Consider the following 24,018-nt stretch of genomic DNA (forward strand, 5'->3'; position numbering starts at 1 on the left):
AGAAGCCCATGAGCACTTCACATCCTCTAGTCACGCTCAACGACGGCATCAGCATGCCGCAGCTGGGGCTGGGCGTCTGGAAGGCCAGCGACAGCGAAGCCACGTTGGCGGTGAGCGAAGCGATCCAGGCCGGCTACCTGGCCATCGACACCGCAGCGATCTACAAGAACGAAGCGGGCGTGGGCGAAGGGGTACGCAAGGCCGGCAAGCCACGCGACAGCCTGTTCATCACCACCAAGGTGTGGAACGACGATCAGGGTTACGACTCAGCCATCAGCGCGCTGGAAAGCAGCCTGCAACGCTTGAAGATGGACCATGTCGACCTGCTGCTGATCCACTGGGCGCAACCGGCCAAGGACCTGTACGTGGAAACCTGGCAGGCACTGATCGAGCTGAAAAAGCGTGGCCTGACCCGTTCGATCGGGGTGTCGAACTTTCATGCACCGCACCTGCGCCGCATCATCGATGAAACGGGCGTGACGCCATCGGTCAACCAGATCGAGCTGCACCCCTACCTTCAGCAGAAAGAGTTGCGCGCGCTGCACCAGGAACTGGGCATCCATACCGAAGCCTGGAGCCCGCTGGCTCAGGGCAAGGCGATCGAAGACCCGGCCATCGAAGCCATTGCACGCAAGCATGGCAAGAACGCCGGCCAGGTGATCATCCGCTGGCACCTGGACAGCGGCACGATCGTGATCCCCAAATCCGTCACACCCGAGCGGATCCGCAGCAATGCTCAGGTGCTGGACTTCAAGCTGGACGCCGACGACATGGCGGCGATTGCCAAGCTTGACCGGCACGAGCGCCTTGGGCCAGACCCAGACACGTTCTAACCGACCCAGCAGTACAGCGGCGCGTCGGCGTCAGTTTGAACCCGCACCTGCGCGCAGTGGCGCAGGCGCACCAACAGGCGCTTGGCCGCCGAGGCGCTGCCCGCCAGGCCCTCGAGCTGCTCCATCAGTGCAGGGCCCTGCACCTGGCCGGCCTGCTCGACCAAACGCAGAGCGGCCAGCCAACGGGCATCGTCGGCGTTGGCCTTCGCCGCCGGTTTCGACGGCGCCGGCGCCACGTCAGACTGCACTACGAGCTGGCCCCCCAGGCGCTGCCAGTCTGCGTCAGACAACTCGATGGCCAGGTCCACTGGCCATGGCCCAACCGTTCCCTTGATTCTGATCATGCTGGCGCTCACCTGAAATTCAGCGGCGACCATAGCGCAAGGCTGGTGATGGCGCAAAATGCGTTATAACATTACGCACCTTTATAGAATCGCTGTGGAGCCCCACCTAATGCGCCCTCTGCTGCTCGCCCTGCCCTTTGCCCTTTTGCCGCTGTGCGCCGCACAAGCCCATGATGAACACGAACATGGCAGCCTCGGTGCTCATGAACACGGCACGGCCCAGCTGAACGTTGCCCTCGATGGCCAGACGCTTGAAATCGAGCTGGACAGCCCGGCCATGAACATCGTCGGCTTCGAGCACGCGGCAACCACCGCCGAGCAGAAGGCCCAGGCCGCCGCGGCCCAGCAGCGCCTGGACAAGCCCGAGACCCTCTTCGCCCTGCCCGCTGCGGCCAAATGCATCGCCGCACAAAGCGAGGTGAACAGCCCGGTGTTCGCCGATGCGGCCCCGAGCAAGGCGCACGAAGGGCACGAGCACGCAGATGTAGACGGCCACTATCAATTCCAGTGCGACAACCCTTCGGCGTTGGCCAGCATCGACTTTGCACCGTTCTTCAAGGCCTTCCCAGGTACCCACAAGATCGCCGTACAAGCCATCACCGGCAGCGGGCAGAAGGGCCTGGAGGCAACGCCTGCCAACAGCGTGCTGAAGTTCTGAGATGGCCGCCGACCTGATCGACCTGGCCGAGGTAGGCTTCGCCTGGCCGGGCCAGCCTGGACTGCTGGACATTGCGCAGCTGAGCCTGGCCCGCGGCGAGAGCCTGTTCCTGCGCGGCCCAAGCGGCAGTGGCAAGACCACCCTGCTGGGCCTGCTGGGCGGCGTCCAGCGACCACAGCGCGGCAGCATCCGGGTGCTGGGGCAAGACCTTGCTCAGCTTTCCCAAGGTGCCCGCGACCATTTCCGGGTCGATCACACCGGCTACATCTTCCAGCAGTTCAACCTGCTGCCGTTTCTTTCGGTTCGGGAGAACGTCGAGCTACCCTGCCGCTTCTCCGCAGTACGCCGCCAGCGTGCAGAACAGCGCCACGGCAGTGTTGGCGCGGCGGCAGCGGCGCTGCTCGAGCATCTGGGCCTGAAGCACCCGGCTCTGCTGGCGCGACGCGCCGGGACCCTCTCGATCGGCCAGCAGCAGCGTGTGGCAGCAGCCCGCGCACTGATTGGCCAACCTGAGCTGGTGATCGCCGACGAACCGACATCGGCCCTGGATGCCGATGCGCGGGAAGCCTTCATCCAACTGCTGTTCCAGGAGTGCCGGCAGGCCGGTGCAGGGCTGTTGTTCGTCAGCCACGACCAGAGCCTGGCGCCTTTGTTCGACCGCGCGGCCTCCTTGGCTGAGCTCAACCGCGCACCGCGCCTGGAGGCGATCTGATGTATCTGCTTCGCCTGGCCCTGGCCAGCCTTGCCAACCGACGCTTCACCGCTTTTCTCACCGCGTTCGCCATTGCCTTGTCGGTGTGCCTGTTGCTGGCGGTGGAGCGAGTGCGCACCGAAGCCCGCGCCAGCTTCGCGGCAACCTTGAGCGGCACCGACCTGGTGGTCGGCGCCCGCTCCGGTTCGGTCAACCTGCTGCTGTATTCGGTGTTTCGCATCGGTAATGCCACCAACAACATCCGCTGGGACAGCTACCAGCATTACGCCCAGGACCCACGGGTGAAATGGGCGATTCCGCTCTCTCTGGGAGACTCGCACCGCGGCTACCGAGTGCTGGGTACCGATCACAATTATTTCGAGCACTATGAGTACGGGCACCATCGGCCTCTGGTACTGGCTGAGGGCCGGCCATTCGCCGATGATCCGTTCGAGGTGGTGCTGGGCGCTGAGGTGGCCGAGGCGCTGCACTACCATCTGGGCGACAAGGTGGTGCTGGCTCATGGGGTGTCGACCATCAGCCTGGTCAAGCACGACGACAAGCCTTTTACGGTGGTGGGTGTGCTGGCGCGCACCGGCACCCCGGTGGACCGCACGTTGCACATCAGCCTGGCCGGCATGGAGGCGATCCATATCGATTGGCACAACGGTGTGCCGGCGCGCGGCGAAGGCCGAGTCAGCGCCGAGCAGGCGCGGCACATGGACCTCACCCCCAATGCGATCACCGCGTTCCTGCTGGGGCTCAACAGCAAAGTCACCACGTTCGCCCTGCAGCGCGAAATCAATGACTTTCGGGGTGAGCCGATGATGGCGATTCTTCCTGGGGTGGCGCTGCAAGAGCTGTGGAGCCTGATGGGCACTGCCGAGCAGGCGCTGTTCGTGGTGTCGGCATTCGTGGTTCTGACCGGGCTGATCGGCATGCTGACGGCAATCCTCACCAGCCTCAACGAACGGCGCCGCGAGATGGCGATCCTGCGCTCGGTCGGCGCCCGCCCATGGCACATCGCCGGGCTGCTGGTGGCCGAAGCGGCTGCCTTGGCCGGAATCGGCATCGCAGCCGGCGTCGGCCTGCTTTACGGCAGTATCGCCGCTGCCCAAGGCTTCGTTCAGGCGCAATACGGTATCTATCTACCGCTGTCGCTACCTAGCAGCTATGAGCTGAGTTTGCTGGGCGTGATCATGGGCTGTGCCGTGCTGATGGGGACGGTACCGGCCTGGCGCGCCTATCGGCAGTCGCTGGCCGACGGGTTGTCGATCCATGTGTAAGGCGATAATGGCTGGCCTTGCCTTGTGGGCACTGGCCACAGCAGCACTGGCAGCACCGACCCACGTGCTGAGCTGGGACGACTTGATCCCTGCCGACGCGCCGAAGCTAGCCCCGCAGATGGCGCCGCTGCACGACCTGTCGAAAATGGGCACCGCCTTGCAGGAGGATGCGCCGGCAGCCCATCAGCAGGCGCCCCATGCACCTGTGGTGCAGGCGCTCGATGGCCAGCAGGTGCGCTTGCCCGGTTATATCGTGCCGCTGGAGGTGAACGAAGAAGGCCGCACTACCGACTTCTTGCTGGTGCCCTACTACGGCGCCTGCATCCATGTGCCGCCGCCGCCGTCGAACCAGATCGTGCACGTGACCTCGGAGCTGGGCGTGAAGGTCGAGGAGCTTTACCAGCCCTACTGGATCGAGGGGCCGATGCGGGTCAAGGCCAGCACCAGCGAGCTGGCAGAGGCAGGCTACCAGATGGTCGGTGAGCGCATAGCCGTTTATGAGCTGCCTGAGTGATCAATTAAGCGTAACGTTGCGTCAGGTCAATTCCGCGGCTTTCAGGGCTCCTATCATGGCTTCAGAACTTATTGAATGCCTAAGGAGCACCCATGAAAACCGCGCTGCTCAGCGCCTCTCTGGCCGCATTGGCCATGGCCCTGCCTTCTCTCGCCCAGGCTCACCAGGCGGGTGACTTCATCGTTCGCGCTGGCGCGGCTACCGTGGCCCCCAACGAAGGCAGCGGCAACCTGCGTGTGGACGGCGCACGCGTAGGTGGCACAAAGGCCACCCTGGACAGCGACACCCAATTGGGGCTGGCCTTTGCCTACATGCTCGACGACCATTTCGCCGTCGAACTGCTGGCGGCGACGCCGTTCAACCACAGCGTGGGCGTGAAGGGCGCGGGCCTGGATGGCAAGCTGGCCGACATCAAGCAACTGCCACCCACCCTGTCGCTGCAGTACTACCCAATGGCGCCGACGTCCAAATTCCAGCCATATGCCGGCATTGGCATCAACTACACGCTGTTCTTCGATGAAGACCTGACGAGCGAGCGCAAGGCGCAGGGCTTCAGCAACCTGAAGATGCAGAATTCGGTGGGCTTGGCAGGCCAGCTGGGCTTCGACTACCAGCTGACCGACCACGTGATGTTCAACGCCTCGGTCTGGTACGTCGACATCGATACCAAAGGCACCGTGGACGGCCCCACTGCTTTGGGCGCCAGCAAAACGAAGGTCGATGTGGATGTAGACCCCTGGGTGTACATGGTCGGCTTGGGCTACAAGTTCTGAGCTGGCCAGGCTGCTGGTGGGATCACTCCGCCAGCAGCTTGCGCAACCCTTCCACCAACGGCGTAGGCGCAGCGACCTCGAAGCGCTCCAGCAGCCGCTGGTTGTTCGCCCGCGAATGGCGAATGTCCCCTGCCCGCGCTGGCTGGTAGCTGACCGCAGGCAATGCCCCTACCACTTCTTCGAGTGCCGCGAGCAAACCATTGAGCGAGGTGGCCTCGTTGAGCCCCACGTTTACCGCGCCTTCTTGCACCTGCTCGGCCTCCAGTGCCTGCACCAGCAGCTTGACCAGATCTTCGACGTAGAAGAAGTCGCGTGTTTGCTCACCATCGCCGAATACGGTGATAGGCACGCCGGCCAGCGCCCGCTGGGCGAAGATGCTGATCACCCCGGAATAAGGCGAGGATGGGTCCTGGCGGGGGCCGTAGATGTTGAAGAAGCGGAAGATCACCGGCTCCAGGCCGTGCTGGCGCTGGTAGAACTCCAGGTACTGCTCGCTGGCGAGCTTGTCGCTGGCGTAGGGTGTGAGCGGCGCCTTGGGTGTGCTTTCGCAGACTTCGACGCCTTCGCCATTGTTGCCGTATACCGCTGCACTGGAAGCAAACAGCACCCGGCGGATACCCGCCAGGCGCATGGCTTCGCACAGGTTCAGCGTGCCGATGAAATTGCTCCGGTGAGTTCTGACCGGGTCTTCCACAGATGCCTGAACCGAAGCCACCGCCGCCAAGTGCACCACGGCACGGCAGCCTCGGGTGGCAGCCGTAACTGCCTCGGCGTCAGCCACGTCCGCCACGATCAGCTCCAGTGCCGGGTTGGCCAGCGGCAGATTGCTGCGCTTGCCCGTGGAAAGGTCGTCGAGCACACGCACTGGGTAGCCGGCGGCCAGCAGGGCCTGGGCGAGGTGCGAGCCAATGAAGCCGGCACCGCCGGTGATCAGGATGGGGGCTTCAGCCATGGCGAAAGTAACGTTCCAGCAGGGCCGGGAGGCCGGCGCGCCAGGCGCGGGGCTTGATCCCGAAGGTGTGTAGGATTTTCTTGCAGGCCAACACGGCATGCTGGGGTTCTTCGAAGGCATCCGGTAATGCGGCGTGGCTTTGCGGGCTGATCTGCCCGGCACTCACCGAGTGCAGCGCCGCGGCCTCGCCCAGGATCGCCTGGCCCAGGGCCAGGGCGGTGGTGGCTTCGTTGCCTGCGTAGTGGTAGGTGCCCCATAGCGGCGCCTCGCAGTCGAGCTGTTTGAGCACCGAGAGGATCACCCGCGCTGCGTCATCTACCGGCGTGGGGTTGCCGCGGCGGTCGTCGGCCAGTTGCACGGCCTGGCCGCCGATCACCTGCGCCAGGAAGCGCCCCATGATGCCCTCGCGGCTCTCGTCGAGCAGCCAGCCGAAGCGCAGCATGACATGCTGTGGGCAGATCGCCCGCACGCTTTGCTCGATACGCCAGAGGCTTTGGCCGCGCAAACCCAGCGGCAGGGGCTCGTCCCGTTCACTGTAGGCGGTGGCGCGGGCCCCATCGAACACGCGGTAGCTCGACGGTTGCACGAGCACGATGCCGTGATGCGTGCACAGCTCGGCCAGCCGCTCGATCGCCCGCTCTTGCCCGGCCAGGCGCGATGCGCCCACGCTTTCGCCCTGGAACCAGTCGAAGTAGTAGGCCAGGTTGACCACCACGTCAGGGCGGTTCTCGTCGAGTAGCTGGGTTAGGCTCGCCGCGTCCCAACCAGCCTCGGGTGGGCGCGGAGCCAGGAAGCTGACATCTTCCTCGGCCCCCTGGCGGATCAGTGCTTGCCCAAGGGCGTTGCCGCCGCCCAGGAGCATCAGGCGCATTCGCATCGATTCAGCAGGTCCGGTGTCGGTGGAGCGGGCTGTCGCTGCCCCGCTTTGGATAAAGCCGCCATTTTGCGGGTTTTGGGGGGTTTAGTCACCCCATGACGGGCAGGTAGCAAAAGGTTATCGTGCACACCGACCTTTTTTCTGGAAACCGCTCGCATGGCAAGCCCGTTGCGCAAACTGCTGATGCTCGCTGTGCTGGCCAGCCATCCGTTCACGCTGGCCCATGCCGAGGGCACGCCTGGGGTGTTCGATTTTTATGTGCTGAGCCTGTCCTGGTCGCCCAGCTATTGCCTGAGCAAGCCACAGGACGTGCAGTGCCGGGGCAAGGGCTATGGGTTCGTGCTGCACGGGCTATGGCCGCAATACGCAAACAACGGCTGGCCGCAGTTCTGCGAGCCTTTCATGCCGCTCAGCGAGGCCGAACGAGTTAAAGGAATGACACTGTTCCCTTCGCCTGCCTTGATGGCCCATGAATGGAAAAAACACGGTACTTGCAGCGGCCTTGGCGCTCAGGGGTACCTGGCCGCCTCGGACCAAGCACTGGCAGCGGTGGCCATCCCCGCGCAGTTTGAGCCCTCCGCCAACGCCCAGCGGCTGGGCGCCGGCCAGATCAAAGCGTTGTTTCGCCAGCGTAACCCGGCCATCCCGGAAGATGGCCTGGCGGTCTACTGCACGCGTGGCCAGTTGAGCGAGGTGCGTGTGTGCCTGAGCAAAAGCCTGCAACCCACCGCCTGCGGTGCCGCACTCAAGGGGCAATGCAAGCGCGATGACCTGCTGATACCCGGGGTACGTTGATCACCACTGCACGCTTACCTTGCCGAAGTGGCCGCCCGCTTCCTGCAAGCGGAATGCATCGGCCAGGCTCTCCAAGGGGAAGCTTCGGTCGAGCACCGGGCGAATCGAGCTCGATTCCAGCGCCCTCACATACTCCTGCTGCTGCAGGCGGGTGCCCACGATCAGCCCCTGCAACCGCACTTGCTTGGCCATCAGCAGTGCGGTTGGCACTTCGCCCTGGCGACCAGTCAGCACGCCGATCAGGGAAATATGGCCGCCCACCTTCACGGCGCGGATCGACTGGCCCAAGGTGCCCGGCCCGCCCAGCTCGATGACATGGTCAACGCCATGGCCTTGGGTGAGTTCGCGCACCTGCTCGGCCCACTCTGGATGTTCACGGTAATTGACCGTGGCATCGGCGCCCAGCTGCCTGGCACGCTCGAGCTTGTCGTTGGAGGAGGAGGTAACGATCACGCGCGCGCCCATCAGTTTGCCGATCTGCAACGCAGCAATGGACACACCACCGGTGCCCAGCGTGAGAAGAGTGTCTCCGGCCTTTAGCTGGCCATCCCCCACAAGGGCTCGCCAGGCGGTCAGCCCTGCCGTAGTGATGGTCGCCGCCTCGGCGTGGCTCCACCCACGAGGAGCAAGGGTGAAGGCCTGGGTGTCGCGCACCACGTACTCACTGGCGAACCCGTCGATACCGTCCCCAGGCGTCTGGCCGAAATGCCCTACCGCAGCGAATGCGGGCCCGGACAGCCAGTGCGGGAAGAACGTCGATACTACGTGGTCACCCGGCTTGAACTCAGTAACGCCCTCACCGACCGCTTCGACCACACCGGCACCGTCTGACAGCAACAGGCGGCCGTCTTCGGTAGGGATGCCGCCATTGGCCACCAGCAGATCGTGGTAATTGAGCGAGCTGGCGTGCACGCGGACGCGCACCTGGCCCTTGCCGGGCTGACCCGGGTCAGGCAGATCGCGCAGTTCGATATTGGCCAGCCCGCCAGGGGCTTTGAGCACCATTGCTTTCATGAAAAAACGCTCCACACCGATCACAAGGGCTGATCAGTGTAGAGCGTATTGGCTTGGTGCGTGGCGCGTCAGTTTTGCGGGCGTTGCTTGGTACCGTCGAGTTCGGCCTTCTTGCCCGTGCTGATTTCGGTGATCTGCGCTGATTTGGCGATGGCGAAATCAAAGGTGTCCTGCATCTTGGCGATGGCTTCGGTGGCCGTACCCTTCAGGCCGCCGTTGGCCGCCCAGTCGAAGTTCCAGGAGCCTGAAAGGTTGTCGGCCCCGGCCACATCGTGGGTTTCGATGGCGGTGAATACATCGGGGTGGCTGACCATGTAGTTGGCCGCCGCCTTTACGTCCGCAGGCGCGCTGTTGCTATTGGCCAACTGCTTGAGCTCATCACCGGTAATCGCACCCTTGCCCTTCTGGCGCATATAGTCAGAGAGGGTCTTGCTGGACTTGGCGATGTCCAACCGGCTGTCGAATGCATTGCTGGTATTGCCTGGCGACGAACTGTTGTTGCTGGTGGAAGAGACGTTGGTCATGGCGGCTTCCCTGAAGTGTGGTGATGGCACTGTCACGATGTGCCATGACCGTGACACTACCATGAAGGAAATCTGGAAAAGCCCGCGCTTTCACAGCAATTCACAACACACTGAAGATTTCACGCACTTTCACGAAATCATCTTGAAGCCCGGCCCCCAGGCCGCGTTAAGCGGTACACATACGATGCGACGCCCAACGGGGCCTGCGCCAGCGCCAACTCAAACCGGATGGCCTAGCTGCCCCTTCCGCTTTCTGGTGCCAAGCGTTGCAAAACAAGAATGCGTGACAGCAACTCGTCGCGATCAATGTAGCACCCTTGGAAATGCCGCTCCCCGGTCGTAGGGTCGAACTCGTCTCGAGCGTGCAGAGCGCGGCGGTTATCGAAGCACCACATCTGCCCGGCCTCCAGGCGATGGCGATAACGGAAGCGAGCTTCACGGGTCATTTCGATGAACCGGCGGTAGGCCCGATAAAGTGGCAGCATTCGCTCAACAGGCGTACTGAAAGGGCCACGCAAAAAATTGGCCATCCGAATCTCGGTAACTTCTCCCGCTTCATTCAACGCAATGATCGGCGCCCGGCAACGGTAGTCGCTGGTGCGGCCTTTGTTGCGAAACTCCACCCGGGTCTCGCTGAGCGCGGCGAAGGCCTCCGGGTCTTCCAGCCGCAACGCTTCGGCAATTTCGAAACCGTCCACAAAGGTGCTGCTGCCTCCGACGGCGTTATTGATCAGGCAGTGGAGAAACTGCAAGCCCGGCTGCAATTCCCGCGTCGGCAGGTCCGTATGAAGTGGCAAGTTAAAGGTGGTGTAAGCGTTGCTGTCTGCTTCAGCCTTTGACTGAACGTTAAACAGGACGCCGAAATTGGACTCTCGAATGAAGGAGATACGGTTGGCGACAAGCTTGAGAGAACCAGGCTCGACGGGGACACCATTCACCAGGCTCAAACCGGTATCGCGCAGTGCGAGCAGCCACGCCAGCAAAACTTCATCATCCTGCATGATGGCGTCATAACCGAAGGTTGGAACTGCCAGTGTGGCGTTCCAACGGTGAGGCTTGGGTCGTTCGGCTGCCTGTTCGGCCAGCGACACCTCGTCATAGGCATGGGCACGAAGCCAGCCCGCATCGTATTGGCTGGTATGGCCCTGATCCCATTCGACCAACAAAGATCCGCCCTCGGTGACAGAGACTTTTGACGCCTTTATTTCCATGGGCGCATCGGCGATCTCGAACACTTGCTCGCGCGTTACGCCATAGACGCACTCACTGCAGGGGCAGTTATCTCGCAGCCAGATGTAATGGTAGGGGCTTAAACGGCCATCTCCCCAGGTGACATCCACATGAGCGCCCTTCATAACCGCTGCGGTAATGGGGCTGATGACCGCGTATGTTCGGTAGTCTGCAATAGCATCCATAGCGCTCTCCCTAGGGATGTCGGGTTAATCTGGGTTATGTATCGTCGCAAGATCGGGGGCCCCCTCTCATTTGCGTAGCGCTATGGTGAAGGGCAAGCCGGCATGCTACAAACGAGATCTCCTTTCCGATACATAACCTTCTATTATGAATTCACTTGGAAAATCCCTTCCGCCCCTGTCTGCCCTACTTCCTTTCGAGGCTGCGGCCAGGCTCGGTAGTTTTTCCAAAGCCGCTGATGAGCTGCACATCACACAGGCGGCAGTAAGCCGGCAGATTCGTATCATCGAGGCCAATATCGGGCAGCCGCTATTCGTTCGGCGTAACCGCGCTGTTTTTCTGACTGACGCTGGCCAGGATTTAGCGAATGCAGTGCGGGCGGCGTTGAAATCCGTAGCGGCGCGGGCAATGGAGCTGCGCAGTGGCGCACGTAAGAACGAAGTAGTCCTGCTTTGCCAGCTGTGCGAGGCCTTTCATTGGCTTATGCCGAGGCTGTCGGACTTTCATCAGGCATACCCTCAAATTGAATTGAAGGTGGCAACCTCGACTAAACCGCTGACGGAGTTCGAAGGCTACTTCGACGTGGCTTTGCAAAGCACAGGGCGAGATCATGGAAACCATCCGTTGGCTTTTACCGCGGCCGATGAAGTGTTTCCCGTGTGTTCCCCCGAATATGTTGGCCAAAAAGGCCCCCTGGATATCCATAGGCTTCTGCCCCATACCCTGCTCCATCACCATGCCGACCCGCCCCACCTGCTGGAATGGGGAACATGGCTTACGGCACACGGTGTTAGCCTGCCCCACGGCCATAAGGGGGTCAGCTTCGACAGCTACTCATTGATGCTTCAGGCGGCGGTTGAGGGCCATGGGATCGCGATGGGCTGGCAACGAACAGCGGCCCGGCTGATAGACAGCGGCGCACTGGTTCGCCCCTGCACCGAAAGCATAAACTTGCCCGAGGCCATTTCTGTTTTCCGCAGGGAGGGCAAGCCCAACCACCAGGAAACGCAGACATTGATCGATTGGCTCAAAGGGCAGTTGGGTGTTTCTCTATAGGCCTTTCTGTAACGGCTAAAAGCAAAAAGCGAGGCCAAATGAATGGCCTCGCTTTTTGTTTGCCGGTCTTGTGAAGCCAGGCTTCAGAACGGAATATCGTCATCGAAACTGTCGAAATCCGCTGCAGGTTGTGGCGCCTGCTGCTGCTGCGGTGGCGCGCTCTGCTGCTGGCGCGGGGCCTGTTGCGGGCGCTGCTGTGCCTGTTGGCGAGGCGCCTGCTGGGCGTAGTTGCCCCCGCCACCGCCCTGGTCGTAACCGCCCTGCTGGCCACCCTGGCCCTGCTGGCGACTGCCCAGCAGCTGCATGGTGCCTTGCATGTCTACGACGATCTCAGTGGTGTAGCGCTTGATGCCGTCTTTTTCCCACTCACGGGTTTGCAGCTTGCCTTCGACGTAGATCTGCGAGCCCTTGCGAACGTACTCGCCAGCCACTTCGGCCACGCGGCCGAACAGCGAGACTCGGTGCCACTCGGTGCGCTCGACCTTCTGGCCGCTTTGCTTGTCGGTCCACTGCTCGCTGGTCGCCAGGCTGAGGTTGGTGACCGCGTTGCCGTTGGGCAGGTAGCGCACTTCCGGATCCTGGCCGACGCTGCCGACCAAAATGACTTTGTTAACCCCGCGGGCCATATCGTTCTCCCGGGAACGCCCCTATCAAGCCGGATTGACCAAGGCCTCGATAGCGGAGCGGTCCACTACTTTAGTATCGAATTTGATGTAGACGGCGGCCTCTTCGGCCACCACCACGGCGTCTGTCACTCCCGGGACGGCCATCAGCCGTTCACTCAGGCTGGCATCGCCCAATACCTGATCCGCCAGCGGCATGCGCAGGCTGGTGACGTAAGGTGGTTCGCGCATGGTACCAGCAATCACTAACCAGAGGGCGAGCAATGCAGCGCTTCCGAGGAACGCACCGCTGAGGCCCCCGTGCTGGTACAGCCAACCACCGAGAATGCCGCCAAGCGCCGCGCCCAGGAACTGGCTAGTGGAATACACCCCCATTGCCGTGCCCTTGCCGCCTGCTGGCGACACCTTGCTCACCAGCGACGGCAGGGACGCTTCCAGCAGGTTGAACGCGGTGAAGAACACCACCGTGGCCACCACCAACCGCTCAAGGCCGAAGCCCCAGGCCCAGAAAAACAGTTCGGTGAGCATCAGAACCGCAACCGCGCCCAGGAGGACGCGTTTCATCTTGCGCTTTTTCTCGCCGTAGATGATGAACGGAACCATTGCAAAGAATGAGACGAACAGCGCAGTGAGGTACACCCACCAATGCTGTTCCTTCGCAAGCCCCGCCCGCTCGACGTACGCCAGTGGCAACGCGACGAAACTGCACATCAATACGCCGTGGAGGATGAAGATGCCCGCGTTGAGCCGCAGCAGCTCGGCATTGCGCAAGGTGGGCACTAACGCCTGGCGGGCCACCCCCGACTCTCGATGCTGCAACAGGCCGTTACTGCGCGGCACTACAAAGGCCACCAGCAGAAAGCCGACCATGGCCAGCACCGCTGTTGCCAGGAATAGCCCCGACAACCCGAACGCGCGGGTCAGCAGCGGCCCTACCACCATCGCCACGGCGAACGACAGGCCGATGCTCATGCCGATCATCGCCATGGCCTTGGTACGGTGCTGTTCGCGGGTGAGGTCTGACAACAGCGCCATAACGGCCGCAGAGATGGCACCGGCCCCTTGCAGCACACGACCGCCAATCACCCCCCAGATGGAATCGGCGTGCGCAGCCAGCAAACTGCCCAAGGCAAAGAGCACAAGACCCACATAGATCACCGGGCGGCGGCCGATACGGTCGGAGATAATCCCGAAGGGGATCTGCAGCAGCGCTTGAGTCAGGCCGTAGGCACCGATGGCCAGGCCGATCAGCGCGGGGGTGGCGCCAGCCAGGTCCATGCCATAAGTGGCCAGTACCGGGAGCACCATGAACATGCCAAGCATGCGGAAAGCGAACACCAGCGCCAGGCTACCAGCAGCGCGTGTTTCGCCCGCGCTCATGCGTTCGCGATGGAGATCGTGCATGAAAGAACCTCGTATGAACCGGCGGCGATTCTACCAGTCGGATCGGTTAACGGCACGGCCGGCGACGCTTTGCCACATTAAGGGATCTTCACGGCCATCCGTCGACTTTCCTACATGCTCTGACGCGCTTTCATACAGCCGTGCAGACCGTCGCCACGCCCCCGTATACTGCTAGGTTTCCGCCCGCCAAGCGAGGCTGCTTTGGACAAGATCCTGATTCGTGGGGCACGTACCCACAACCTGAAAAACATCGATTTGACCCTGCCCCGCGACAAGCTGATCGTCATCACGGGGCTCTCTGGCTCAGGCAAGTCTTCCCTGGCCTTCGACACACTCTACGCTGAAGGCCAACGCCGCTACGTCGAGTCGCTGTCGGCTTACGCCCGGCAGTTCCTGTCGATGATGGAAAAGCCCGACGTGGATACCATCGAAGGGTTGTCTCCGGCGATTTCCATCGAACAGAAGTCCACCTCGCACAACCCACGGTCCACAGTGGGCACTATCACCGAGATCTACGACTACCTTCGCCTGCTCTATGCACGCGTGGGCACGCCCCGTTGCCCAGACCACGACGAGCCGCTAGAAGCGCAGACCGTGAGCCAGATGGTCGACCAAGTGCTGGCAGAGCCCGAGGGCCGCAGGCTGATGTTGCTGGCACCGGTGATTCGCGAACGCAAGGGCGAGCACCTGGCCGTGTTCGAAGAGCTGCGCGCGCAAGGCTTTGTGCGCGCCCGTATCGATGGGCGCCTGCATGAGCTGGACGAACTGCCCAAGCTCGACAAGCAGAAGAAACACACTGTCGAAGTGGTCGTTGACCGTTTCAAAGTACGCGCTGACCTCCAGCAGCGGCTCGCTGAGTCGTTCGAAACGGCGCTGAACCTTGCCGATGGCATCGCCCTGGTCGCTTCGATGGATGACGAGGGTGGCGAAGACACCATATTCTCGGCCCGCTTTGCCTGCCCGATCTGCGGCCACTCGATCAGTGAGCTCGAACCGAAGCTGTTTTCCTTCAACAACCCGGCCGGCGCATGCCCCACCTGCGACGGCCTGGGCGTGAAGCAATTCTTCGATGCCAAACGCCTAGTCAATGGCGAGCTGACGCTGGCCGAAGGCGCGATACGCGGCTGGGATCGGCGAAACGTCTACTACTTCCAGATGCTCGGTTCCCTGGCCGGGCAGTTCCGCTTCAGCCTCGACGAGCCTTTCGACAACCTGGCCGCCGATGTGCAGAAACTGCTGTTGTATGGCACTGGCAAACAGAATGTGGACTTCAAGTACCTCAACGACCGCGGCGACATCGTCAAGCGCTCGCACCCATTCGAAGGGATCATTCCGAACCTTGAGCGGCGCTACCGGGAAACAGAGTCGAACACGGTTCGTGAAGAGCTGGCCAAGTTCCTCAGCACCCAGCCGTGCCCGGATTGCCGTGGTACTCGGTTGCGCCGTGAAGCCCGCCACGTGTGGGTCGGCGAAAAAACCCTGCCTGCGGTTACGGGCCTGCCGATCGGTGACGCGTGGGAATATTTCGGCAAGCTGAGCCTGACAGGCCGGCGCGGGGAGATCGCCGACAAGATTCTCAAGGAGATCCGCGAGCGCCTGCAGTTCCTGGTCAATGTGGGCTTGGACTACCTGACACTGGACCGCAGCGCCGATACCCTGTCGGGCGGCGAAGCCCAGCGTATCCGCCTGGCGAGCCAGATCGGTGCTGGCCTGGTGGGGGTGATGTACATCCTCGATGAGCCGTCGATCGGCCTGCACCAGCGCGACAACGACCGGCTGCTGGCTACGCTCAATCACCTGCGCGATATCGGAAACACGGTGATTGTGGTCGAGCACGATGAAGACGCCATTCGCCTCGCCGACTATGTGGTGGATATCGGCCCAGGCGCGGGCGTCCACGGTGGCCAGATCGTTGCTGAAGGTACACCGGCTCAAGTAATGGCACATCCGGATTCGGAAACTGGCAAGTACCTGTCTGGGCGCAAGAAAATCGTCGTCCCCGCGAAGCGTACCCCGCGCGACAAGAAGCTGGCGGTGACCATCAAGGGCGCGCGAGGTAATAACCTACAGAAAGTCGACCTGGAGATCCCGGTGGGGCTGCTGACCTGTGTGACCGGGGTATCGGGCTCAGGCAAGTCGACGCTGATCAACAATACGCTGTTCCCCCTGAGCTCCACTGCCCTGAACGGCGCCACCACACTGGAAGCGGCAGCGCATGACAGCATCAACGGCCTGCAGCATCTGGACAAGGTCGTTGACATCGACCAGAGCCCGATCGGCCGCACGCCCCGCTCCAACCCGGCCACCTACACCGGCTTGTTCACTCCGATCCGCGAGCTGTTCGCAGGGGTGCCCGAAGCCCGTGCGCGGGGCTATGGGCCAGGCCGCTTCTCGTTCAACGTCAAGGGTGGCCGCTGCGAGGCCTGCCAGGGCGATGGCTTGATCAAGGTTGAAATGCACTTTCTGCCGGACATCTACGTGCCGTGCGATGTATGCAAGAGCAAGCGCTACAACCGCGAAACGCTGGAAATCCGCTACAAGGGCAAGAGCATCGACGAGGTGCTGGACATGACCATCGAAGACGCTCGCGGCTTCTTCGACGCAGTGCCGGCGCTGGCTCGCAAGCTGCAAACGCTGATGGACGTCGGGCTTTCATACATCAAGCTCGGGCAATCGGCGACGACGCTCTCGGGGGGTGAAGCGCAGCGGGTCAAGCTGTCGCGCGAGCTCTCCAAACGAGACACTGGCAAGACCCTTTACATCCTCGATGAGCCCACGACAGGCCTGCACTTTGCGGACATTCAACAGCTGCTGGATGTATTGCATCGCCTGCGTGATCACGGCAATACCGTCGTGGTGATCGAGCACAACCTGGACGTCATCAAGACCGCCGACTGGTTGGTGGACCTTGGGCCGGAGGGCGGTTCCAAAGGTGGCCAGATCATCGCGTGCGGCACACCGGAAGAGGTAGCGCAAATGCCCCAGTCCTACACGGGCAAGTACCTGAAGCCGTTGCTGGAGCGAGACCGGGCCTGAAACGAAAACGCCGCCCGATAGGGCGGCGTTCTTCCATCAATGGCGGCTTAACTGCGGGCCTGGGACTGAAGATAGTTTTCCAGCCCAATGGATTTGATCAGGCCCAGCTGCTTTTCGAGCCAGTAGGTATGATCTTCCTCGGTGTCGCTCAGTTGCACCCGCAGAATCTCACGGCTCACGTAATCGCCATGTTGCTCGCAGAGGGCAATGCCTTTGCGCAGCGCGTCACGCACCTTGTACTCCAGGCGCAGGTCGCTCTCGAACATTGTGGGCACGCTGGTACCTACGTCCAGATCGTCGGGGCGCATGCGAGGTGTGCCTTCGAGCATCAAGATGCGGCGCATGAGGGCGTCGGCGTGTTGCGCCTCCTCTTCCATCTCGTGGTTCATGCGCTCATACAGCGCCGTGAAGCCCCAATCCTCATACATGCGCGAATGCACGAAATATTGATCGCGGGCCGCCAGTTCGCCGGTCAACAGCGTGTTGAGGTAATCGATAACATCTGGATGACCTTGCATGGGGCCCTTCTCCACGGTTGCAAAGCCGATATTGTGAAGCATGCGCCGGCACAGGTCACCTATTGAGTGGCAATAAGTAGCCAAAAATCGGCGAAATATCCGCCTAAAAACGCGAAAACCGCCCAATTGAGGGCGGTTCTCCTTATCGTTGCGAATACCGTGTGCGTTAACCTAGCGCAATCCCCAACTTTTCGGCGATTCCCCGGCCATAGGCTGGGTCCGCCTTGTAGAAGTGCTGCAATTGCCTTTGAACCACATCGTTACTAACGCCCGCCATCGCACCGGCGATATTGCTGATCAACAAAGCACGCTGCTCGTCGCTCATAAGCCGGAAGAGCACACCTGCGTGGCTGTAGTAGTCAGTGTCTTCGCGATGATCCCATCGCGCTGCCGCACCGCTCAACGACAGTGGCGGCTCAGCATAACGGGGGGCTTGCTTTGGGGCATCTGCGTAGCTGTTGGGCTCGTAATTCGGCGACGCACCGCCATTGCTGCCAAATGCCATGGCACCGTCTCGCTGGTAGCTGTTAACGGGCGATTTCGGCGCATTGACCGGCAATTGCTGGTGATTGGTACCCACGCGATAGCGATGCGCGTCGGCGTAAGCGAACACCCGCCCCTGCAGCATGCGATCCGGCGAAAGGCCGACCCCCGGCACGACGTTGCTCGGGGCAAATGCCGCCTGCTCGACCTCGGCGAAGTAGTTTTGCGGGTTGCGGTTCAGCTCAAGGGTGCCGACCTCAATCAACGGGTAGTCCTTTTGGGACCAGGTCTTGGTGACGTCGAACGGGTTCTCATGATGAGCCTGGGCCTGGGCCTCGCTCATGATCTGGACGCAGGCACGCCATTTGGGAAAGTCGTTGGCCTCAATGGCATTGAACAGGTCGCGCTGGGCGTAATCCGGGTCAGTACCGGCCAGCCGCGCAGCCTCAGCCGGAGGCAGGTTCTTGATGCCTTGCTGGCTCTTGAAGTGCCATTTGACCCAGTGCCGCTCGCCATCCTGATTGATCAGGCTGAACGTATGGCTACCGAAGCCGTGCATGAAACGGTACCCGTCCGGAATGCCACGGTCGGAGAAGAGGATCGTGACTTGGTGAGTGGCTTCGGGCGAATGCGACCAGAAGTCCCACATCATCTGGGCGCTCTTCATGTTGGTCTGCGGGTGGCGCTTCTGTGTGTGAATAAAGTCTGGAAACTTCAACGGGTCGCGGATGAAAAACACCGGGGTGTTGTTACCAACGATGTCCCAGTTACCTTCCTCCGTGTAGAACTTCACCGCGAAACCGCGTGGGTCTCGCTCGGTATCGGCAGAGCCACGCTCGCCCCCGACGGTGGAGAACCGCAGGAGTACGTCGGTCCGCTTTCCGACTTCACTGAACAACTTGGCGCGGGAGTAGCGAGTGATGTCGGCCGTTACGGTGAAGGTCCCGAAGGCTGCAGAGCCTTTGGCGTGCACGCGACGCTCGGGAATGTTTTCGCGATTGAAATGAGCGAGCTTTTCGACCAGATGGAAGTCATCGAGCAGAAGCGGCCCGCGGGGGCCAGCGCTACGAGAGTTTTGGTTATCGGCAACCGGAGCGCCGCTGGCGGTGGTCAGGATCTTTTCCTGGCTCATGCTGAATTCGTCCTCTATCAGGTGGCTCTAGCGTGCGGCTTTAAGCGCCGCGTGAGCCCAGTATACCGAGCACCAGAACAAGCTCTAATTTATTAAAGCACTGCCCCTGATAGATTTTTTTTGCACAATAAAAAACCGGGCTAGGCCCGGTTTTTTATATCTGAGAGGCGTGTGCCTTACTCAGCAGCTTCCACAGTACCAGCGACCGGACGGTCAACCAGTTCTACGTAAGCCATAGGCGCGTTGTCACCAGCGCGGAAACCGCACTTGAGGATACGCAGGTAGCCACCGTTACGGTTGGCATAGCGAACGCCCAGCTCTTTGAAGAGCTTGCCAACGGCTTCTTTCGAACGGGTACGGTCGAAAGCGAGACGACGGTTAGCAACGCTATCTACCTTGGCCAGGGTGATCAGCGGCTCGGCAACGCGGCGCAGTTCCTTGGCTTTTGGCAGGGTAGTTTTGATCAGCTCGTGTTCGAACAGCGACACCGCCATGTTTTGGAACATGGCTTTGCGGTGCGAACTGGTGCGGCTCAGGTGACGACCACTCTTACGATGACGCATGGTGAATTCCTTACCGAAACTCTACGTTCGGTGATTACGACGATCAGGCCGTGGCCTTATCATCCTTCTTAAGACTTGCAGGCGGCCAGTTGTCGAGGCGCATGCCGAGGGAAAGACCGCGGGAGGCCAGAACGTCCTTGATTTCGGTCAGGGACTTCTTGCCAAGGTTCGGAGTCTTCAACAGTTCTACTTCGGTGCGCTGAATCAGGTCGCCGATGTAGTAAATGTTTTCCGCCTTAAGGCAGTTCGCCGAACGAACAGTCAGTTCCAGATCATCTACCGGGCGCAGCAGGATCGGATCGATCTCGTCTTCCTGCTCCACAACCACAGGCTCGCTGTCACCTTTGAGGTCGACGAACGCGGCCAACTGCTGTTGCAGAATGGTCGCGGCACGGCGGATGGCCTCTTCAGGGTCCAGAGTACCGTTGGTCTCCAGGTCAATGACCAGCTTGTCCAGGTTGGTACGCTGCTCAACACGGGCGTTCTCGACCACATAGGCGATACGACGCACCGGGCTGAACGAGGCGTCCAGCTGCAGACGGCCGATGCTACGGCTCTCGTCTTCGTCGCTCTGACGAGCGTCGGCCGGCTCGTAACCGCGGCCCCGGGCAACGACGAGCTTCATGTTCAGCGCGCCGTTGGAAGCCAGGTTCGCAATCACGTGCTCGGGATTGACGATCTCGACATCATGATCCAGCTGGATATCGGCAGCGGTAACCACCCCCGAACCTTTTTTCGACAAGGTCAGCGTCACTTCGTCACGACCGTGCAGCTTGATCGCGAGGCCTTTCAGGTTCAGAAGGATCTCAATGACATCTTCCTGAACACCCTCGATGGCACTGTACTCGTGGAGTACGCCATCGATCTCGGCTTCTACGACTGCACAGCCAGGCATGGAGGACAACAGGATGCGACGCAGCGCGTTGCCCAGAGTGTGACCGAAACCGCGCTCGAGAGGTTCGAGCGTGATTTTGGCGCGGGTTGGGCTGACGACCTGCACATCAATATGGCGGGGCGTCAGAAACTCATTTACCGAAATCTGCATGGATGCACCTACTTTCTAGCCCTTACTTGGAGTAGAGCTCGACGATCAGGTTTTCGTTGATGTCGGCGGACAGATCAGCGCGAGCCGGGACGTTTTTGAACACGCCGGATTTCTTCTCGCTGTCTACATCTACCCACTCAACGCGGCCACGCTGGGCGCTCAGTTCAAGGGCTTGAACGATACGCAGCTGGTTCTTCGATTTCTCGCGAACGGCCACTACATCACCTGGACGAACCTGATAGGACGGGACGTTTACGGTAGTGCCATTGACGCTGATCGCTTTGTGCGAAACCAGCTGGCGAGATTCAGCGCGGGTAGCACCGAAGCCCATACGGTAAACGACGTTGTCCAGACGGCACTCGAGCAGTTGCAGCAGGTTCTCACCCGTGGCGCCTTTCTTGCTGGCAGCCAGTTTGTAGTAACCGCTGAATTGGCGCTCGAGAACACCATAGATGCGACGAACTTTCTGTTTCTCACGCAGCTGGGTGCCGTAGTCGGACTGACGGCCACGGCGTTGGCCGTGAATACCCGGTGCGGTTTCGATGTTGCACTTCGATTCCAGAGCGCGAACGCCGCTCTTCAGGAACAGGTCAGTGCCTTCACGACGAGACAGTTTGCATTTTGGACCAATGTAACGTGCCATTTTCTACTGTCTCCTGGATTACACGCGACGCTTCTTCGGCGGACGGCACCCGTTATGCGGGATTGGCGTCACGTCGGTGATGCTGGCGATTTTATAGCCGCAGCTGTTCAGAGCACGAACAGCAGACTCACGGCCTGGGCCTGGACCTTTGACGTTGACGTCGAGGTTCTTCAGACCGTATTCCAGGGCAGCCTGGCCAGCGCGCTCGGCAGCCACCTGGGCAGCGAACGGGGTGGACTTACGGGAGCCACGGAAGCCCGAACCACCGGAGGTCGCCCACGACAGAGCATTGCCCTGACGGTCGGTGATGGTCACGATGGTGTTGTTGAAAGACGCATGGATGTGGGCGATGCCATCAACCACTGTCTTTTTGACTTTCTTACGAGGACGAGCAGCAGGTTTTGCCATGTCTAAATTCCTGTCGATTCGCTGGTGCGATTACTTGCGGATCGGCTTGCGTGGGCCCTTACGGGTACGCGCGTTGGTCTTGGTACGCTGACCGCGAACCGGCAGACCACGGCGATGACGCAGGCCGCGATAGCAACCTAGGTCCATCAAGCGTTTGATCTTCATGTTGATGTCACGGCGCAGATCACCTTCGGTGGTGACCTTGGCGACTTCGCCACGCAGCTGTTCGATTTGCTCGTCGCTCAGATCCTTGATCTTCGCTGCTGGGTTTACCCCAGCGTCTGCACAGATTTTCTGAGCAGTCGTGCGACCAACACCATAGATGTAGGTCAGCGAGATAACAGTGTGCTTGTTATCTGGAATGTTAACGCCTGCAATACGGGCCATTCAGTGGGACTCCAATTGACAGCTACCTACGCCCCGGAAGCCAAGAAATAGGGCGCGAGATAATATCGCTGTAATAACAAATAATCAACCCAGCAGCGCACTAGCTGCTGGGCTTGGGGCACAGCTCACACTCAGCCTTGGCGCTGTTTGTGGCGTGGTTCCGCGCTGCAGATGACCCGCACAATACCTTCACGGCGGATAATCTTGCAGTTGCGGCACAGCTTTTTCACCGATGCGCGAACTTTCATCACCAACTCCTCGAACCTTACGGGTCTCTCAGCGCAGCAGACCGCTGCCGCCGTAGCCCTTCAGGTTGGCTTTCTTCATCAGGGATTCGTACTGGTGCGAAACGAGGTGCGATTGCACTTGGGCCATAAAGTCCATCACAACCACGACCACGATCAGCAACGAGGTCCCGCCAAGGTAGAACGGAACGTTTGCTGCCACCACCAGAAACTGGGGAACCAGGCACACGGCCGTCATGTATAGAGCACCGAACATGGTCAAGCGGGTCAGGACGCCATCAATGTAGCGTGCCGACTGCTCACCTGGACGGATACCCGGAATAAAGGCACCGGATTTCTTCAGGTTCTCCGCTACGTCTTTCGGGTTGAACATCAAGGCCGTGTAGAAGAAGCAGAAGAAAATGATCCCTGCACTAAACAGCAGAATGTTCAACGGCTGACCAGGAGCGATCGACTGCGAGAGGTCCTGCAGCCAGCCCATACCCTCAGACTGACCGAACCAGGCGCCAAGCGAAGCCGGGAACAGCAAGATGCTGCTTGCGAAGATGGCCGGAATAACGCCAGCCATATTCACTTTCAACGGCAGGTGGCTGCGCTGCTCAGCAAAGACCTTGCGGCCCTGCTGGCGCTTGGCGTAGTGCACCGCAATGCGGCGTTGGCCACGCTCGATGAAAACCACAAAACCGATGATCGCTACTGCTACCAGGCCTACAGCGATCAAGGCGAAGATGTTGATATCGCCTTGACGGGCAGACTCGAAAGACTGCCCCACTGCACGCGGCAAGCCAGCGACGATGCCAGAGAAAATCAGCATCGAGATGCCATTGCCCACGCCGCGCTCGGTGATTTGCTCGCCCAACCACATCATGAACAATGCACCGGCCACGAAGGTCGATACCGCCACGAAATAGAACGCGAACCCACCAGAGAACGCAACGCCCTGGTTGGCCAGGCCAATGGACATGCCAATGGCTTGAACCAGTGCCAGCACTACGGTGCCATAGCGGGTGTACTGGCTGATCTTGCGACGGCCAGCTTCACCTTCCTTCTTCAACTGCTCCAGCTGCGGGCTGATTGCGGTCATGAGCTGCATGATGATCGACGCCGAAATGTACGGCATGATCCCCAGTGCAAAAATGCTCATGCGCTCCAGCGCGCCGCCCGAAAACATGTTGAACAAGCTAAGAATGGTCCCCTCATTCTGTCGGAACAGATCCGCCAGGCGGTCCGGATTGATACCGGGCACTGGGATGTGTGCGCCGATCCTGTAGACGATGATCGCCAGAAACAGGAAACGCAGACGAGCCCAGAGTTCGGACAACCCGCCCTTGCCGAGCGCAGAGAGAGCACCTTGCTTAGCCATTTATTCCTCGAACTTGCCGCCAGCTGCTTCGATAGCCGAACGCGCACCTTTGGTGGCGCCGATACCTTTCAGGGTTACCGCACGAGTAACTTCGCCGGACAGCACAACTTTCACGCGCTGAACGTTTTGGTTGATAACGTTGGCTTCTTTCAGAGACTGAACAGAAACCACATCACCTTCCACCTTGGCCAGCTCGGAAGTACGCACTTCAGCGCGATCCATAGCCTTCAAGGAAACGAAGCCGAATTTCGGCAGGCGACGGTGCAAAGGCTGTTGACCACCCTCGAAACCAGGGGCAATGGAGCCACCGGAACGGGAGGTCTGGCCTTTGTGGCCACGGCCACCGGTTTTACCCAGGCCGCTACCGATACCGCGACCAGGACGGTGCTTCTCGGGACGAGAACCCGGAGCCGGGCTCAGATCATTGAGTTTCATCGA

27 protein-coding genes are annotated in these 24,018 nt (G+C 60.8%); 9 read left to right on the forward strand and 18 right to left on the reverse strand.

The features are described from left to right. Positions 1–8 precede the first annotated feature (8 nt). On the forward strand, positions 9–833 hold the full coding sequence (locus tag F474_RS18990) for an aldo/keto reductase (RefSeq protein ID WP_097086990.1): 825 nt from the start codon (positions 9–11) through the stop codon (positions 831–833). Here F474_RS18990 and F474_RS18995 read toward each other — a convergent pair. Next, positions 830–1,177 (reverse strand): hypothetical protein, encoded by a 348-nt coding sequence (locus F474_RS18995; protein WP_097087663.1) that lies wholly within the window; start codon positions 1,175–1,177, stop codon positions 830–832. The two genes, F474_RS18990 and F474_RS18995, sit on opposite strands and share 4 nt — an antisense overlap. A gap of 109 nt (positions 1,178–1,286) precedes the next feature. Here F474_RS18995 and F474_RS19000 point away from each other — a divergent pair, with 109 nt between their 5' ends. The 5 genes from F474_RS19000 (at position 1,287) to F474_RS19020 (ending at position 5,099) form a co-directional block, all read left to right on the forward strand. Next, positions 1,287–1,835, forward strand: coding sequence for a DUF2796 domain-containing protein (locus F474_RS19000; protein WP_097086988.1), 549 nt, complete (start codon positions 1,287–1,289; stop codon positions 1,833–1,835). A 1-nt stretch (position 1,836) separates the two neighbouring features. Further along, on the forward strand, positions 1,837–2,547 hold the full coding sequence (locus tag F474_RS19005; RefSeq protein ID WP_097086986.1) for an ABC transporter ATP-binding protein: 711 nt from the start codon (positions 1,837–1,839) through the stop codon (positions 2,545–2,547). After that, positions 2,547–3,812, forward strand: a complete 1,266-nt coding sequence (locus F474_RS19010) for an FtsX-like permease family protein (protein WP_097086984.1) — start codon at positions 2,547–2,549, stop codon at positions 3,810–3,812. The genes F474_RS19005 and F474_RS19010 overlap by 1 nt, the downstream gene beginning before the upstream one ends. A 7-nt stretch (positions 3,813–3,819) precedes the next feature. Next, positions 3,820–4,326 (forward strand): DUF3299 domain-containing protein, encoded by a 507-nt coding sequence (locus F474_RS19015; RefSeq protein ID WP_371916168.1) that lies wholly within the window; start codon positions 3,820–3,822, stop codon positions 4,324–4,326. Positions 4,327–4,418: 92 nt separating this feature from the next. Then, complete coding sequence (locus F474_RS19020; RefSeq protein WP_097086979.1) at positions 4,419–5,099, forward strand: OmpW family protein; 681 nt, start codon at positions 4,419–4,421, stop codon at positions 5,097–5,099. 22 nt (positions 5,100–5,121) lie between these two features. Here the strand turns inward: F474_RS19020 and F474_RS19025 are convergent, their stop codons facing one another. Further along, complete coding sequence (locus F474_RS19025) at positions 5,122–6,051, reverse strand: NAD-dependent epimerase/dehydratase family protein (protein ID WP_097086977.1); 930 nt, start codon at positions 6,049–6,051, stop codon at positions 5,122–5,124. Then, complete coding sequence (locus F474_RS19030; RefSeq protein WP_097086975.1) at positions 6,044–6,928, reverse strand: sugar nucleotide-binding protein; 885 nt, start codon at positions 6,926–6,928, stop codon at positions 6,044–6,046. The genes F474_RS19025 and F474_RS19030 overlap by 8 nt, the downstream gene beginning before the upstream one ends. Before the next feature lie 156 nt (positions 6,929–7,084). Here F474_RS19030 and F474_RS19035 point away from each other — a divergent pair, with 156 nt between their 5' ends. Continuing rightward, positions 7,085–7,723, forward strand: coding sequence for a ribonuclease T2 (locus F474_RS19035; RefSeq protein WP_097086972.1), 639 nt, complete (start codon positions 7,085–7,087; stop codon positions 7,721–7,723). Here the strand turns inward: F474_RS19035 and F474_RS19040 are convergent, their stop codons facing one another. The 3 genes from F474_RS19040 to F474_RS19050 form a co-directional block, all read right to left on the reverse strand. Continuing rightward, positions 7,724–8,737 (reverse strand): NAD(P)-dependent alcohol dehydrogenase, encoded by a 1,014-nt coding sequence (locus F474_RS19040; protein WP_097087661.1) that lies wholly within the window; start codon positions 8,735–8,737, stop codon positions 7,724–7,726. It lies immediately after the preceding gene. Between the two features lie 68 nt (positions 8,738–8,805). Beyond that, entirely contained in the window at positions 8,806–9,261 is a 456-nt protein-coding gene (locus tag F474_RS19045) for a hypothetical protein (RefSeq protein WP_097086971.1), read from the reverse strand. Between the two features lie 233 nt (positions 9,262–9,494). Then, positions 9,495–10,676, reverse strand: a complete 1,182-nt coding sequence (locus F474_RS19050; protein ID WP_097086969.1) for a gamma-butyrobetaine dioxygenase — start codon at positions 10,674–10,676, stop codon at positions 9,495–9,497. Positions 10,677–10,821: 145 nt separating this feature from the next. Here F474_RS19050 and F474_RS19055 point away from each other — a divergent pair, with 145 nt between their 5' ends. Then, on the forward strand, positions 10,822–11,730 hold the full coding sequence (locus F474_RS19055; protein ID WP_097086967.1) for a LysR substrate-binding domain-containing protein: 909 nt from the start codon (positions 10,822–10,824) through the stop codon (positions 11,728–11,730). 83 nt (positions 11,731–11,813) lie between these two features. On the opposite strand, the gene ssb is transcribed toward F474_RS19055, so the two are convergent. Continuing rightward, positions 11,814–12,356, reverse strand: coding sequence for a single-stranded DNA-binding protein (gene ssb / locus F474_RS19060; protein WP_097086965.1), 543 nt, complete (start codon positions 12,354–12,356; stop codon positions 11,814–11,816). 24 nt (positions 12,357–12,380) lie between these two features. Beyond that, the gene (locus F474_RS19065; protein ID WP_097086962.1) at positions 12,381–13,757 is read right to left on the reverse strand and encodes an MFS transporter; all 1,377 of its coding nucleotides are present in this window, start codon (positions 13,755–13,757) and stop codon (positions 12,381–12,383) included. A gap of 201 nt (positions 13,758–13,958) precedes the next feature. Here F474_RS19065 and uvrA point away from each other — a divergent pair, with 201 nt between their 5' ends. Beyond that, positions 13,959–16,793, forward strand: a complete 2,835-nt coding sequence (gene uvrA / locus F474_RS19070) for an excinuclease ABC subunit UvrA (protein ID WP_097086960.1) — start codon at positions 13,959–13,961, stop codon at positions 16,791–16,793. 47 nt (positions 16,794–16,840) lie between these two features. Here uvrA and bfr read toward each other — a convergent pair whose 3' ends face one another. From bfr to rplO, 10 genes are all read right to left on the reverse strand, one after another. Then, positions 16,841–17,311: a bacterioferritin gene (gene bfr, locus F474_RS19075; RefSeq protein ID WP_097087659.1), complete on the reverse strand. Its 471-nt coding sequence runs from the start codon at positions 17,309–17,311 to the stop codon at positions 16,841–16,843. Positions 17,312–17,477: 166 nt separating this feature from the next. Continuing rightward, positions 17,478–18,926 (reverse strand): catalase, encoded by a 1,449-nt coding sequence (locus F474_RS19080; RefSeq protein ID WP_097086959.1) that lies wholly within the window; start codon positions 18,924–18,926, stop codon positions 17,478–17,480. A 176-nt stretch (positions 18,927–19,102) separates the two neighbouring features. Continuing rightward, on the reverse strand, positions 19,103–19,489 hold the full coding sequence (gene rplQ / locus F474_RS19085) for a 50S ribosomal protein L17 (RefSeq protein WP_097086956.1): 387 nt from the start codon (positions 19,487–19,489) through the stop codon (positions 19,103–19,105). 43 nt (positions 19,490–19,532) lie between these two features. Next, the gene (gene rpoA, locus F474_RS19090) at positions 19,533–20,534 is read right to left on the reverse strand and encodes a DNA-directed RNA polymerase subunit alpha (protein ID WP_097086954.1); all 1,002 of its coding nucleotides are present in this window, start codon (positions 20,532–20,534) and stop codon (positions 19,533–19,535) included. Between the two features lie 22 nt (positions 20,535–20,556). Further along, positions 20,557–21,177 carry a 30S ribosomal protein S4 gene (gene rpsD / locus F474_RS19095; protein ID WP_097086953.1) on the reverse strand — a complete coding sequence of 207 codons (621 nt, stop codon included), beginning with the start codon at positions 21,175–21,177 and terminating at the stop codon, positions 20,557–20,559. Positions 21,178–21,195: 18 nt separating this feature from the next. Then, entirely contained in the window at positions 21,196–21,585 is a 390-nt protein-coding gene (gene rpsK, locus F474_RS19100; RefSeq protein ID WP_065759197.1) for a 30S ribosomal protein S11, read from the reverse strand. Between the two features lie 30 nt (positions 21,586–21,615). After that, on the reverse strand, positions 21,616–21,972 hold the full coding sequence (gene rpsM / locus F474_RS19105) for a 30S ribosomal protein S13 (RefSeq protein WP_075805181.1): 357 nt from the start codon (positions 21,970–21,972) through the stop codon (positions 21,616–21,618). A 131-nt stretch (positions 21,973–22,103) separates the two neighbouring features. Next, entirely contained in the window at positions 22,104–22,220 is a 117-nt protein-coding gene (gene rpmJ, locus F474_RS19110; RefSeq protein ID WP_011531897.1) for a 50S ribosomal protein L36, read from the reverse strand. Positions 22,221–22,248: 28 nt separating this feature from the next. After that, positions 22,249–23,580, reverse strand: a complete 1,332-nt coding sequence (secY, locus tag F474_RS19115; protein WP_097086950.1) for a preprotein translocase subunit SecY — start codon at positions 23,578–23,580, stop codon at positions 22,249–22,251. Continuing rightward, positions 23,581–24,015, reverse strand: a complete 435-nt coding sequence (gene rplO, locus F474_RS19120) for a 50S ribosomal protein L15 (RefSeq protein WP_097086948.1) — start codon at positions 24,013–24,015, stop codon at positions 23,581–23,583. Positions 24,016–24,018 lie beyond the last annotated feature (3 nt).

Origin of the sequence: Pseudomonas sp. URIL14HWK12:I12 (assembly GCF_003097135.1) — a bacterium.
Lineage (GTDB): Bacteria > Pseudomonadota > Gammaproteobacteria > Pseudomonadales > Pseudomonadaceae > Aquipseudomonas.